At 37.6% G+C, this 14,660-nt stretch carries 13 protein-coding genes; 7 read left to right on the plus strand and 6 right to left on the minus strand.

The features are described 5' to 3' along the window. Positions 1-47 precede the first annotated feature (47 nt). From mutS to tsaD, 5 genes are all read right to left on the minus strand, one after another. Positions 48-2,690 (minus strand): DNA mismatch repair protein MutS, encoded by a 2,643-nt coding sequence (gene mutS, locus H3R33_RS02445; RefSeq protein ID WP_198185198.1) that lies wholly within the window; start codon positions 2,688-2,690, stop codon positions 48-50. A gap of 27 nt (positions 2,691-2,717) precedes the next feature. Next, positions 2,718-4,271, minus strand: coding sequence for a murein biosynthesis integral membrane protein MurJ (murJ, locus tag H3R33_RS02450; RefSeq protein ID WP_155568250.1), 1,554 nt, complete (start codon positions 4,269-4,271; stop codon positions 2,718-2,720). A 60-nt stretch (positions 4,272-4,331) separates the two neighbouring features. After that, positions 4,332-4,820, minus strand: a complete 489-nt coding sequence (locus tag H3R33_RS02455) for a glutathione peroxidase (protein ID WP_110438214.1) — start codon at positions 4,818-4,820, stop codon at positions 4,332-4,334. A gap of 87 nt (positions 4,821-4,907) precedes the next feature. After that, positions 4,908-5,870: an NAD(P)H-dependent glycerol-3-phosphate dehydrogenase gene (locus H3R33_RS02460; protein ID WP_110438213.1), complete on the minus strand. Its 963-nt coding sequence runs from the start codon at positions 5,868-5,870 to the stop codon at positions 4,908-4,910. 29 nt (positions 5,871-5,899) lie between these two features. After that, on the minus strand, positions 5,900-7,000 hold the full coding sequence (gene tsaD / locus H3R33_RS02465) for a tRNA (adenosine(37)-N6)-threonylcarbamoyltransferase complex transferase subunit TsaD (protein ID WP_198185199.1): 1,101 nt from the start codon (positions 6,998-7,000) through the stop codon (positions 5,900-5,902). Positions 7,001-7,058: 58 nt separating this feature from the next. Between tsaD and hemC the strand changes: the two genes are divergently transcribed. Together hemC and H3R33_RS02475 are read left to right on the plus strand one after the other, a co-directional pair. Then, positions 7,059-8,129 carry a hydroxymethylbilane synthase gene (hemC, locus tag H3R33_RS02470; protein WP_198185200.1) on the plus strand — a complete coding sequence of 357 codons (1,071 nt, stop codon included), beginning with the start codon at positions 7,059-7,061 and terminating at the stop codon, positions 8,127-8,129. After that, on the plus strand, positions 8,126-8,863 hold the full coding sequence (locus H3R33_RS02475; protein ID WP_198185201.1) for a uroporphyrinogen-III synthase: 738 nt from the start codon (positions 8,126-8,128) through the stop codon (positions 8,861-8,863). The genes hemC and H3R33_RS02475 overlap by 4 nt, the downstream gene beginning before the upstream one ends. 14 nt (positions 8,864-8,877) lie before the next feature. Here H3R33_RS02475 and secB read toward each other — a convergent pair whose 3' ends face one another. Then, the gene (gene secB, locus H3R33_RS02480) at positions 8,878-9,402 is read right to left on the minus strand and encodes a protein-export chaperone SecB (RefSeq protein ID WP_155565623.1); all 525 of its coding nucleotides are present in this window, start codon (positions 9,400-9,402) and stop codon (positions 8,878-8,880) included. A 232-nt stretch (positions 9,403-9,634) separates the two neighbouring features. On the opposite strand from secB, the gene H3R33_RS02485 reads away from it, so the two are divergent. From H3R33_RS02485 to H3R33_RS02505, 5 genes are all read left to right on the plus strand, one after another. After that, the gene (locus H3R33_RS02485) at positions 9,635-10,339 is read left to right on the plus strand and encodes a Tim44/TimA family putative adaptor protein (protein WP_155566959.1); all 705 of its coding nucleotides are present in this window, start codon (positions 9,635-9,637) and stop codon (positions 10,337-10,339) included. A 16-nt stretch (positions 10,340-10,355) separates the two neighbouring features. Then, entirely contained in the window at positions 10,356-11,555 is a 1,200-nt protein-coding gene (locus H3R33_RS02490; RefSeq protein WP_198185202.1) for a murein transglycosylase A, read from the plus strand. 46 nt (positions 11,556-11,601) lie between these two features. Further along, the gene (locus H3R33_RS02495) at positions 11,602-12,423 is read left to right on the plus strand and encodes a site-specific DNA-methyltransferase (RefSeq protein ID WP_370552700.1); all 822 of its coding nucleotides are present in this window, start codon (positions 11,602-11,604) and stop codon (positions 12,421-12,423) included. A gap of 102 nt (positions 12,424-12,525) precedes the next feature. Beyond that, positions 12,526-13,944, plus strand: a complete 1,419-nt coding sequence (locus H3R33_RS02500) for a cytochrome-c peroxidase (protein WP_198185203.1) — start codon at positions 12,526-12,528, stop codon at positions 13,942-13,944. A 219-nt stretch (positions 13,945-14,163) separates the two neighbouring features. After that, on the plus strand, positions 14,164-14,652 hold the full coding sequence (locus H3R33_RS02505) for a Smr/MutS family protein (protein WP_198185204.1): 489 nt from the start codon (positions 14,164-14,166) through the stop codon (positions 14,650-14,652). The last annotated feature ends 8 nt before the right edge of the window (positions 14,653-14,660 follow it).

Here is a 14,660-nt window from a genome sequence, read left to right on the forward strand (position 1 = left end):
CATAATAGAATAAAGGGCATTTACAGATAATAATTAAAAAAAAATCATCATCTATCAATAACTTTTTTTAGTTTATAAAGAATATTTATGGCATCCATTGGAGTGATTTGATCAGGATTGATTTCCATAAAGGCAGTTTCTATTTCATTAAGCATTTTTCGTTTTTTAGTATCAAAATTTACTTGGAAATGATCCTGATTTCCAACCGTTGCATCAGTGTCTGATAGAGGAAGTGAGATTTGGGAACCATACTGTTGCGTTTCAAGAGTTTGTAAAACCGATTTTGCCCTGTTTAACGTTGTTGTTGGCACACCTGCTAACTGTGCGACATGAATACCCCAACTATGTTCGGCTGCGCCAGGCACTACCTCATATTGGAAAATTATGGAACCTTTCCATTCTTTAATTTTCATGGTAAAATTTTGTATAAATGGCAAATGATGGGTCAATTGTGATAATTCATGAAAATGTGTGGCAAAAATTGTACGACATTGTATAGTATTATGCAAGGTTTCTAATATAGCCCAAGCGATGGCCAATCCATCCAGAGTTGAAGTTCCTCTTCCTATTTCATCAATTACAACAAGAGAACGGGGACCAGCCTGATTTAGAATTGAAGCTGCCTCGGTCATTTCAACCATAAAGGTTGATCGGCCATTGGCAAGGTCATCAGAGGCACCCACCCTTGAGAACAGGCGATCGACAATTCCAATTTCGGCATTTGTTGCAGGTAAGGGCAAACCACTTTGTGCAAGAATGACGTTTAGGGCGACTTGTCTTAGGAATGTTGATTTTCCGGCCATGTTAGGACCTGTAAGCAGCATAACCCTTTTATTGTTGGATAAATTGCAGGAGTTGGGTGTAAACTTATCAGGTTTTTGTAACGCGGCCTCAACAACTGGATGGCGTGCGTTTTTAAGTGTGAAGCGTGTATCATTGGTTAAAGTTGGTACACACCATTCTTGCGAGGAATAAAGCGTCGCACATGCCTGTAAAACATCAATGACGGCAATGGCGTTTGCCAGAAGCGGCAAATCCCTTTCCCGTAACGTTTCCTCAATCAGCTTATCAAAAAGCATCTTTTCATATTCTGCAGAAATGGAGGAAGCTTCAAGGATCTTTGTATTTAAGATATTTAATTCGTCGGTTGTATAACGTGCAAGATTAACTGTTCCCTGTCTTAAAATCAGTTCTGGACAATCTTTTAATTTTGCGGCTGCAGTACGACTAAGCTCAATGATATATCCCAATTGGTTGCTAAATCGAATCTTTAATGTGGAGATATCATATTTTTTGCAGTATTTTTGTTGCAAATCAATAATTATTTGCCGGCTTTGCTGATGAAGATGACGGTAAGTGTCAAGCTTTTCATCATAACCCTCTTTGATAATTGAACCCTCTTCCAGTTTAAGGGGAAGATTTTCCATCAAGGCTTTGGTTAAATTTTCAAGAAGGATGTTTCCTGATAAAAGATAATGCTTGATTTTATGGATATAGGGTGGAGTCCGGTCAATTTTTTTTTCGTATTTCGACAAGATTTGTGCTATTTTTCTGGCAACATGCAAACCGTTTCGTATGGATGCCAGGTCACGGGGAGAACCTCTGCCGACCGAAATTCGACCCAAAGAGCGGGAAATGTCTGGCGAACCTTTCAGGGTCTGGCGTAGAAGGGTTAGAAGCTGTGTATTTTGATATAGATAAATCCATCCTTTTTGTCGGGCTTCAATTTTATCGATTTCAGTCAGGGGTGACGACAGCCAATTTGCCAACATTCTTGAACCTGGTGCCGTAATGGCACGGTTAATGCTGGAAAATAGGGTAAATTGGTTGTTGCCGGCATTATTTTCAAGAATTTCAAGACTGTTTCTCGTTGCTGGATCAATAGCTAGGATTGATTCGTATTTTTGTGATTGAGGACGTGATAATTGTGGAATTCTACCATTTTGTGTTTGGCCAATATAGGTGATCAGTTCATATCCAGCAATAATTTCTTCATTTTTGAAATCACCTAGTGCGGATAAGGAGTTGATATTGAATAAAGTCGCAAGTTGTTTTTGAGCAATCTTGATATTACTGATTTCATTCAATATTGTTTGACGATTTTCATAAGAATTTAGATATAATTGATTGGGTGCCAAGATTTCAGAGGGATTGATACGGGCTAAAAAATCATCTAATTGAAAGGATTTGAAATAGCTAGTTTCAAAAATTCCTGTTGAGATATCAATCCATGCCGCTCCCAGATTGGAGGAATTTTTTTTAAGGTCAGGGATGATACAAAGGATATAATTTGGTTGAGAAGCGTTTAATAATTCATCTTCGGTCAGGGTTCCTGGAGTGATTAAACGTATAACAGCTCTTGAAAGCGGGCCTTTTTGATTTTTTCCTCTGTTTTTTGGACTTTCTGTTTGTTCTGCAACGGCAACCTTGAATCCTTTTTTGATGAGACGAGCAAGATAGGTTGCAGCAGTACCAACGGGAACACCACACATGGGAATTGGCTGTCCGGCATGGGTACCACGAGCAGTCAGGGCAATATCGAGTGCATTTGCCGCCGCTTCTGCATCATGAAAGAACAGTTCAAAAAAATCACCCATTCTAAAGAAAAGAAGGGCATCAGGATGTTCTTTTTTAAGAGAAAACCATTGTGCCATTACGGGTGTGGCACCTTTTGCAGAAGGAAGTGTCATATATACCTGTTTAAACTGCTTTTTTATTTATCGTTTCAAAATTCTTTGTCTGACTTTTAGGCAAGTCGAATTCAAATCAATGATATCAAGAATGTGAAGAATTCCTCCATAAACAAGTCCGCCTGTTAATACTAAAATAGAAAGATCTATTATACGAAATAAAATTGGGTTTTTAATTATATTTTGAAAGAAAATCATTTCTGTCAAAAATATGCTCAAACTCATGATGAATGCGGCAACAATCATATAAATGATACGTTTTATTATAGAAACTGGTAGGTAAAACGCATCTTTCTTCCATAAAATGAAAGCAAGGGCCCCGACATTAGCAATGGCCGCAATACTGCTTGCCAGAGGGGGGCCCATATGGGCAAGAGGATACATGAATATAAGATTCAGGATGAAATTCAACAAAAGGGTGAATATACCGATTTTTACAGGAGTAGATGTATCACCACGGGCAAAAAAACCAGGAGATAAAACCTTGATAAGGATAAAGGCTGGAAGGCCAACTGTATAGGTCCGTAAGGATTGAGCTGATTTATAGACAGCGTCAAGATTAAAAGCACCATGACCAAATAAAGTTGAAATTATAAGAGGGGCCAAGGTAAATAAACCAAAAGCTGCAGGAAGTGTCAAAAGCAAACAATAATCAAGAGTTTTATTTTGAATGGATAAGGCAGCTTCTTTATTTCCGGTATTAAGCTCTTTTGTTAATAGGGGTAATAGGGTTGTTCCTGCAGCAGCTCCTAGAACACCAAGGGGTAGCTGATTAATTCGGTCAGCAAAATACATGACTGAAACGCTACCGGTCGGTAACAAGGTGGCGATGATTGTATCAATGGTTAAATTGATCTGTGTGATGCCACTTCCAATAATGCCGGGGGTCATCTTCCTAAAGAGTTTTTTGATACTTGGACTTAATTTTGGTCGATGGAAAAGGATAGTGATCCCAGCTTTTCTTGCCGCTAACCATAAAATGCCAAACTGGGCCACTCCTGAAATTGTAACTCCCCATGCTGCAGCCCATGCTGCGTTTGGCATAAAAGGGGTTAACCAGAGCAGCGCGGCAATTCCAAATATATTAAAACTGACATAAGCAGCAGCGGCAATGCTGAAATGATGTAAACTGTTCAAAACACCAGCCAATAAAGCTGCTCCACAGATTAAGATCATATAGGGAAAGGTAATACGGCTTAAAATAATGGCTTCATGATAACGATTTTTATCGGTGGTAAAACCTGGAGCTATGATGTGAAGCAGTTGGGGCATAAAAATTTCACCCAGTAAGGTGAAAATCAACAAGATGAATATAAGAATATTGAACGATTCATTTGCAAATTTTTTAGCCTCGTTAATATTTTTCTTATCAAGAGTTAGGGTGAATAAGGGGACAAAAGCGGCGTTAAAAGCGCCTTCACCAAATAAACGGCGAAACATGTTTGGTAACCTAAAAGCAACCTGATAGGCATCCTGTAAAGAACCGGCCCCAAGAAAGGCGGCAAGCAGTTGATCCCGAACCAGTCCAAGAAGACGGCTTAACATGGTCCATCCACTGACTGTTAAAAGATTTTTAAACATTGAAACCTTTACCAAGGTGGAGGTGTTTTATAAAACAATATTATTTAGTTATTATCAGATTTATAAATCATAGGCTACACGTTCAACCGCATTAATAAACCTCTTGGATGAAGGACGTGTTAAACATGAGTACCAAGATGACAACTTACCCTGACGGCTTATAATATATTTATAGAAATTCCATCTTGGTTTTGATATATATCCCCCTGCCTTATTCAGCCATTGAAAAAGTGGAATGGCCTGTTTTCCCTTTACATGGCTTTTTTGGGCCAGAATAAAATCAATATGATAACGCTTAAGACAAAAATTCCTGATTTCTTCATTTGTTTCAAACTCTTGATTGCCGAAATCACCGGAAGGAATGGCGATAATATTCAAATCCCAATTTCTAAAATAAAGCCATAAATCCTGTAAATCTTCATATTGAGGCGTAAATTTACAATGAGACGCGGTATTGATAATTAATAAAGGCTTACCCTGAAATTTACCAAGGTTAATACTTTCTCCTGTAGAAGAGGATATAGTTAAATCATAGAGTGATGTGGTCATTATATATGTTATGGATTCAGTTTCGTTGACAAGATTTTTAAAATTTTTTTTATTATATTAAATATTATTTCAAATATAAATGTTTATTTATTCGAAAGGAATGGGACGGGACATCAATCTTTCCTTTGCTTGATGAATGGTGATTTTATCACTTAATATGGCGGCGACTGTTTCAATAATTGGAACGTCAATATGATGGTTTTGCGCTCTTTTAAGCAAGGCGGGAGTGGTTGTAACGCCTTCTGTCACGACAGTTCTTTCCTTTAGGATGGCGTCAAGTTTTTTTCCATTACCTAACTCGATTCCTAATGAATAGTTTCTAGATGACGTTCCCGTGCATGTCAAAATCATGTCTCCCAATCCAGCCAATCCTGATAATGTTCTGGGAGATCCTCCCAATCCGAGACTGAGTCTCGAGAGTTCGCTAATACCACGGGTTATTAGCGAAGCACGGGCATTTTCCCCCAAACCGGCCCCAATTGCCGCTCCTGCGGCAATTGCAAATATGTTTTTTGCAGCACCGCCAATTTGAACACCAATGGGATCATCATTTTTATAAAAACGAAAATTAAAAGTTGAAATTTCATCTGAAATTTCCTGGGCCATTTGTATGTTGTCAGACGCGATAACACTGGCTGTTGGTAAATTTGCTGCTACTTCGTGAGCAAAATTTGGGCCTGACAAAATGGCGATATTCTGTTTTGGCACAAATTCTTCAATTATTTCTGATGGAAATTTAAGGGTTTGCTGTTCTACACCTTTGCAGCAGACAATAATCGGACATTGTAAACTATTGATATTCGGTAGAATGGAGCGGATAAATTGAAGAGGTACTGCCAAAAAAATAAGATCGGCCCTCTTTGGAAATGAATTATGAACCTGAATATTATTTGGTAAAGGGAAATTTTTTAATCTTGAAAGTGTTTTTGTATTTGGATCGGGAAGCTCTTTTCTACTCCATAAATATACGTTGGCATTTGTACGAGCAACATGAATGGCAAGGGCTATTCCCCAAGCGCCGGCACCAATGACAGCAATTGATTTCTTCATGTTTCATAATCCTTCAAATAATAAAAGACTTAGTGTTCAAAACGAGACTTCATTTCAGACAAAGGCCAACGTGGACGAGGTATCAAATCAATGTCGTTTGGAATAAAATTATTTGTAATGGTCTTTTTTAAAATTTCAATTGCTGTCCATCCAATCATAACTGCGTTATCCGTACAATAACGAATTGGAGGGGCTATAAATTCCATATTATATTGACTGGCAAGTCTCATTAGATGAAACTTTAAATATTGGTTGGCCGCAACCCCACCAGCTGTTGCAAGAATTTTGGTTTTAGGGGCCATTTGAATGGCATTCTCTAATCTGTTGATAATGGTATCCGTTATAGTTTTCTGGAAACTCGCCGCAATGTCAGCTGCCAAAGAGCGTGGCAAGCAAGATAAGTCCTTATAGGGTTCAAGTAAATTAGCCACTGCCGTTTTAAGTCCGGAAAATGAGAAGTCACATCCGTCACGGCCATATAAAGGATGAGGCATGATGAATGCATTTTCATTTCCCTCTTTTGCCAAGGCTTCAAGGGCTGGACCACCAGGCCAGGGAAGTCCAAGCATTTTTGCAACTTTATCAAAAGCCTCGCCAGCCGCATCATCAATAGTACCTCCCAAATGCTGATATTTACCGACATCGTCAACATAGATACATTGACAATGGCCACCTGATGTTAAAAATAATAGATAGGGAAATTCTATTTTCTTGCTTGAAATATCCGGTAAACGGACGGTAAGGGCATGAGCCTCGATGTGATTGATACCAATAAAGGGAATTTTTTTTGAAAGTGCCAGACCTTTTGCAAAACTGCTGCCAACAATCACCCCACCAATTAAACCGGGTCCGCAGGTTGCGGCAATGGCATCAATTTGACACCAAGAAACTTTTGCCTCATCCAACAATGAATTTACCAAAGAAGGAAGATGGTGCATATGAGCACGGGCAGCTATTTCTGGTACCACACCACCAAAATGAACATGTTCCTTTTGTGAATGAACCTTTTCTCCCAAAACCATTCCGTCCGAACGAATGATTGCGCATGCTGTATCATCACAAGAAGATTCAATAGCCAGAATTTTAAAGCAGTTATTTGTTTTTATACGTGTTTGGTGTATGGATATCATAATGAATATTTTTCTTTTAAAGAGAATATGAGCATAAATATAGATAAAGTATATTTTTATGGATATCAAAAACATAGTACATATTGCTTCAAATCCCAATTTACAACGGGTTGCCGCCAAGGCTGCGGAATTACAGAAAGCAAACTATATTAAAGCCCATGGAAAAAGAGGACTGCCCCTGCGAGTAGGAACCAGGGGTTCTCCTTTGGCCTTGGTCCAGACTCGCAATTTTCTCACATTATTGACACAATTCTGCCCTTTATTACGTCAGATTGGGGCGTTTCAGGAATTTCAAATTCATACTTCAGGAGATCGCATACAGGATCGACGTTTGGCTGAAATCGGTGGCAAGGGATTATTTGCCAAGGAAATTCATGAACAGCTGTTGGAAGGGAATATTGATTTTGCTGTCCATAGCCTTAAAGATCTAGAAACAGACCTGCCCAAAGGTCTTGTTTTGGCATGTGCGCTAAAAAGACAAGATGCGAGGGATGCTTTAATTGTTAGAAGTGAATATCAACCCATTGATTCTAAAAATCCATTTGATGTTTTACCAAAAGGCGCGTTGATCGGGTCTTCTTCCGTACGACGTCAGGCTCAATTGCTGCATTATAGACCTGATTTGAAATTTGGATTGTTGAGGGGTAATATTCAGACACGTTTGGATAAAATTACCTCAAAACAATTTGATGCAACTTTTCTTGCTGCTGCAGGATTGCAAAGACTGGATATGGAGCATCGAATTGATGTTTTGATTGATCCCTCAATTATGGTTCCAGCGGCGGGTCAAGGTATTGTTGGAATCACAGTTAGAGAAAAGGACACAGAATTGCTTGAAATGCTTTCGGCAATTGAAAATAGGGAGGCAAAGGCGGTATCCAGCGCTGAACGTGCCTTGCTGGCTGAGCTTGATGGATCTTGTCGAACACCAATTGGCGGGTATGCAAGGGTTGTTTCTTTTCCGGGTCAGGAAGAACGGTTGCATTTAACTGGATTGGTTGCAAGAGAAGACGGTTCTTTTTTAATCAAAAAAGATGTTATAGGAACCCTGGAAGAAGCTGAATTGATCGGTCATGAGTTAGGTAAACAATTGCGTAAAGATAGTCCGAATGATATTTTTGAGTCTTGAAATTGGGTGACAAGCAAAAAAATTATGTTGTAATAACTCGGCCAGAACCAGGGTTGAGTGAAACGATTTTAAAGGTTCAGAAATTGGGATGGAAAACATTAGCCTTACCCTTGATGAATGTTAATCAATTGTCTGTTGAATTTACCAATATTGATCAAATTCAGGCTATTTTGTTTACAAGCCGCCAAGCCATCATTTCTACGGTAAGATTATTTATTCGGCAAGATATAAGATATAGGGATATCCCTGTTTTTGCTGTTGGCGATATAACTGCGCATGATGCTAAAATTGCTGGTTTTGAAAAGGTTCAAAGTGCGCATAAAGATTCGAACGCTTTGAATGATTTAATTCAAAGGGAATTGTTTCCCAAACAAGGCGGTTTATTGTTTCCTGTAGGAAAAGGGCAGGGAAAAAAATTGATTTCCAATTTACAAAATTCTGGTTTCAAAATGATTGTGGAAGAAGTGTACGAAACCAGACGAAAAGATTTTATACCTTTTTCTTTTATTGAGAAACTCAAACAGGGGGAAATTAATACAATTCTATTTTTCTCTTCGGAAACAGCCCAGTTTTTTAAGGATCTTCTATATGAAGAGTATAGATATTTGCTTAACCAGATTTATGCTATTGCAATAAGTGAAAAAGTGAAAAAGGTATTGGAGAATTTTCAGTGGAAAGGGATTGTCGTTGCGGATCATCCCTCTACTGAATCCATGCTTTATCTTATAAAGTGATAGCATGCTCAAAATTATGCATGACCTGCCTCGGTATGTGTTTGGGCTGCCTGTTGTTGTTTATTTTGCCATAAAGAAACAAAATCTATGGGTTGTAGAACAACGGGTGGAAACCCTCCATCTCGTGTAACTTCACTTATAATATTTCGTGCATAAGGGAAAATCAAACGAGGAACTTCGACAAGAAGAATGGGTTCAATCAATTCTTCTGGCGGATTATTCAGGGTTACAACAGCACAGTAGATAAGTTCCGCAATAAAAATTGTGCGACTGGCACCTTCATTTTGTTTTTGTGCCTCTACAGCGTCAATTTTAATTTTTAAACTGACCTCATAAACTCCGTTTTCATTTAATCGGTTGGCATTTGTGTCAATTGAAACCGATATTTGGGGAGCCTCTTGCAAACTTGCGAAAATGGCAGCTCCGTGAGGGACTTCAAATGAAAGATCTTTTGTAAACTGGATATTAAGGGTTAATGGAAGGGAAGGGGGTGTTCCTTCTGTTTGATTGCTCGATACCGTATTTGTTGAGTCAGTCATTATATTCTCTATATATTCTTTATTCTTAATTTAAAAATTTTTAAATTTTCATATAACATAAATTTTATCATTAAATAAAACGATTTATACTAATTAAACTTATAATAAAAAAACAAGAGGCAGTTTAAAAATTGAAATAATTAAATAAAATAATTTGTTTTTAATGTTTTAAATGATCATAAAAGAATATAGTAAATAACTTCAATATAGGTTCAAGTTAACAGGTTAAAAGATGGATTTTTCTGTAGGTGATATTCCCATAGATATTATAATATTTTCCTTGATAGCGATTTTTCTGATTCTCCGTTTGCGAAGCGTATTAGGAAAAAAAACCGGATTTGAGAAACATGAAGCCATTTCCTTGACAGTTAAAGCACCAGCTTTTTTATCAAATACAAAAAATAAACCCGTACAGCCAGCAGTAGCACCTGTACCCAAGGTTAATTATGAAATACCGGCTGCCAATAGTGAATTAGGACAGACTTTACAAAAAATTAGCGCGCTCGATTCAACTTTTGTTCCACAAAAATTTGTAGCAGGCACTGAAATAGTATTTCGTAAAATTCTAACTGCATTCGCTAATGCAGACTTAAATAGTCTTGGGTCAATGTTGACATCAGATGCCTATTCTTCATTTGAAAGGGCCATTAAAAAACGTCAAGAGGCACACGAAATTCAAAAAATTGAAATCAAAGCAATTTGTTCGATCGCTATAACAAAAGCTGAGATTAAATCTGAAGTTGATCCTAAAAAAGCATTGATTGAGGTTAAGATCATTTCCGATCAACTGAATTGTATATTTGATAAAAAGAAAGAACCTGTAGTTGGTACGGAATCTGTGACGGAATTTATTGATTTCTGGTTATTTGAACGTGTATTAGGAATGAATGGTCAGGATATTTCCTGGCGTTTAAAATCAACTCGTACAGGAACTTGAATTTAATAGGCTTGTTATGAAACGTTTTGTTCGTGCAATATCGATATCCCTTGGGATATGTCTGACCGCTTGTGTACAGGAAGGTCAGGAAAAACTGTCAGAATTCTATCCCGTTTCCTATCAGGTATTACAAGGATGGAATCAGGAAAACCACTCACAAATTTTGACAGTTTTTCGTCAAACCTGTAGGCAGATAAGAAAATTGCCAGCTACCACTTATCTTGGAGGAGTCAGCGGTTTGCCAGGAAGTCAGACTAAGGATTGGATTCCAGTTTGTATTGCTGCGGAACAGATTGATATCAAACAACCTCTACAAGTGAAAAACTTTTTTGAACAATGGCTGCAACCCTATCAATATTCCTATAGAATTCAAAAAGGAAAGGTGACAGGATATTATGAACCAGAAATTGAAGGGTCAACTGTAAAAACAGGCAATTATCAAGTACCTGTATATACACGTCCCAACGATCTGAAAGCGCGTAAAACTGTTGATGGTCAAATTCAGTATGGTCACATGCAGAATAATCAATTCATTCCCTACTACACACGTGCTGAAATTGACAGAGGGGCATTAAACGGTAAAAATCTTGAAATTGTCTGGTTAAAAAATTCGGCAGATCTGTTTTTTATGCAAATTCAAGGATCAGGCCGGATTTTGTTACCGGACGGTAAAATTTTACGTCTGGCTTATGCCGGCAAGAATGGACAACCCTATACACCATTAGGAAAAATCCTTATTGACAAAGGATATATGAATTCTGATGCAATCAATATTTATTCATTGAGGACGTGGCTATTCAACCATCCTGATCAAGCACTCTCCCTGATGGAAGAAAATAAAAATTACGTTTTCTTTAAAATTTTAAATAATCAAATTCTTGATGAAGGACCAAAAGGTGCTTTTAATGTTAGTTTAAGTGCAGGCCGATCTGCTGCTGTTGATAAAAAATGGATACCGTTGGGTAGTCCTTTATGGATTGAAACCCTAATGCCTGAACCTGGACATCAGGATAAAAGGTCATGGAAACATATGGTCTTTGCCCATGACTTGGGCGGGGATATTCATGGAATGAACCGGCTGGACCTATTCACCGGATGGGGTAAGACCGCTGAATGGTATGCGGGGCTGATGAATGAAAAAGGAAAGATATATCTTTTGTTGCCCCGTCAGTTTTCCCATTCCAATCAGTCAGTTCCTGCATCAGTGAAGCGATAATCAAGTGAGATTTTAGGTGTCTTTACGTAAAAAGACCAAAGTTCAAATAAAACAGGAACTTTTATTGCGTCCATATAGCTTCAGGGTTGATAGGCATACTATTATTAGGGGGGATTGTTTAACGGTTTTGCAAAAAATGAAAGACCGTTCCGTAGATGTTTTTATTACCTCTCCCCCATATAACCTTGGTATAGTCTATAGCGCTTATCAGGATAAAAAGGGAGAGGCAGAATATCTCGATTGGCTTGAAAAAATCTGTTTTGAAATTAAAAGAGTTATGAAGGATGATGCTTCGTTTTTTTTGAATATTGCCGGATCATCATCAAATCCTTGGTTGCCATTTGAACTGATTGTCCGATTGAGAAAAATTTTCATATTGCAAAATCACATAGAATGGGTGAAGTCTATTTCAATAGGTGAGGAAAGTTACGGTCATTTCAAACCTGTAGTCAGCAAACGATTTCTGCATCGCAATCATGAATATATATTCCATTTGACGAAAACTGGAATCGTGCAGTTAAATCGTCTCAATGTAGGGGTTCCATATAAGGATAAGTCCAATATTGCTAGACGATCTCATACGTATGATCTACGTTGTCGAGGTGATGTATGGTTTATTCCCTATGACACGATTAGAAAAAAATCGGAAAAATTCAATCATCCTGGAACTTTTCCAATTGCGTTGCCCCAAATGTGTCTAAGGTTGCATGGAAGAAAAAATCCAGTTGTAGTGGATCCGTTTATGGGTACGGGAACTACTTTATTGGCAGCCCATTATGAAGGGGGAAGGGCCATAGGAATGGATATTGATAAAAATTATGTAAAAATTGCCAAAGAAAGGTTGGAAAAAGCGATATTGACCAAATAAAAGATAAATTCTGATTTATTATTAATTCAAAACTTGATATTTTTTTTGAAATTCTAAAGATTTATAAAAATTCTAGGTTATGTATTGTTTGGAAAACAGTGGATGAAAAAACTTATTTTAATGCTTCTGGTGGTTTTTGCCATCATTTATGGAGGGGTTGTTACGTATTTAACCCGTTATGATCATTCTACAGCTCCTAGTTTGTCAGATAGTTCACCATTGCGTCACGATAAAATGGCGATGGATGCTTTTAATGTTTTAAGGGAAGCCCGTTGTGATTACTGTCATACGCAAAAAGTGGATATGCCTTTCTATTTCAAGATACCTGTGGCAAATCAGTTGATGCAAAGTGATCGCACAAAGGGACTGGAAAATTTTCATCTTGAACCCGTTCTTGATGCGATGAATAAAGGCGAGCCAGTTGATAATGTTTCCCTGTCTCGTATAGAATTCGTAATGCAACGAAATCTTATGCCGCCATCACTGTATTTATTAATGCACTGGCATGCACGCCTTTCAGCTGAGCAACGGGATACCGTGATTAAATGGATCAAGCGTGAACGTAGACAAAGTTACGCAACATCAGGTGTGGCAGAACAATTTGCTGATGAACCCATTCAACCTATTCCTGAATCTTTAGATGTCGATGCCAAAAAGGTTGCCCTGGGAGAAAAACTGTTTTTCGAAAAACGTTTGTCTGGTGACAATACCCTTACCTGTGCTTCATGCCATGATCTGAAAAAGGGCGGGGTGGATAATCTTGTAACAGCAACCGGGATTAATGGTCAAAAAGGTCCTATCAATGTACCCACCGTATATAATTCTGTATTCAATCACACCCAGTTTTGGGACGGAAGAGCCAGCGATCTGATGGCACAGGCTGCAGGGCCCGTAATGAACCCAATTGAAATGGGATCAAAAAAATGGGAGGAAGTTGCTGATAAATTACGTAAAGACCCTTCATATGAAAAAGATTTCATGAATGTCTATAACAGTTCCGTAATTGACCAGAAAACAATAACAGAAGCGATTGCAGAATATGAAAAAACCTTGATTACGCCAGACAGTCCCTTTGATATGTATTTGAAGGGAATAGACAGTGCGATTAGTGAACGGGCTAAACATGGGTATCAAGTTTTTAAGAATATCGGTTGTGCAAGTTGCCATAATGGAGTCGGTGTTGGTGGAGCATCTTTTGCCAAAATGGGACTGCAACGTGATTTTTTCCAGGATCGTCTAAACAAAGCCTTGACAAATGCGGATTTTGGCCGATTTAATTTTACACATGATCAAAATGATCGTTTCTTCTTTAAGATTCCCTTATTACGCAATATTGCCTTGACCGCGCCTTATTTTCATGATGGCAGTGCGAAAACCCTAAAAGAGGCTGTAATTGAAATGGTTAAATATCAAACTCCTGATCATCAAATTCCAGATCAGGATGTTGATGATATTGTAGAATTCCTGAAATCATTAACAGGAAAATATCAAGGTCAATCTATTGATAAAATGAATCCATAATTTCAAGCTAGTTTATTTGTTTAACCTTTCACCTGTTAAAACGGGTGAAAGGTTTTTTTGTTGTGATAGGATAAGGGTAAATGAAAGAGGATTATTTTGAAAAAAAGACAGCTTAGTATAGAGGAACGAATATTATGGGATAATTTTACATATTCAATTAAAAAATCTGCAAAACGGGATAAATTAATATATATAAAAAATGATCTTGATTCATTTTTCATGTCTCAAAAACAAACGAATAAAAATAATTTCAAACAGACGAACAATATTAAGAAAATAGTGCTGAATGAAAATTCCTTGTTCATACAGCATTATAAACTTTTTAAAGCTCATAAGAATCAATTAGATAATAAAAATGATTCTTTCATGGCAATTGGACAGAAACAACCCGGACTGGATAAAAATACCTGGAAGAAGTTTCAGAATGGCGAGTTAAAATCCCAATGGAGATTAGATTTACACGGTTTTACAGCACATCATGCATTTTTATCCTTGGAAAATTTTATTTTAAATGCCTATAGACAACAAATAAGATGTATCGAAATTATAACAGGTGTTGGAAATCTATCCCAAGGTGGTGGTATACTCAAAAGAGAATTACCTCATTGGTTAAATCGTCCTTATATACATTCAATGATACTTGCAACTTCCTATGTGTCTGCTACGAATAATGGAGCGGTTAGAATTCTACTGAAAAAAAGGCGTTAGAATTTTTT

Origin of the sequence: Commensalibacter sp. B14384M2, assembly GCF_016101865.1 — a bacterium.
Lineage (GTDB): Bacteria > Pseudomonadota > Alphaproteobacteria > Acetobacterales > Acetobacteraceae > Commensalibacter > Commensalibacter melissae.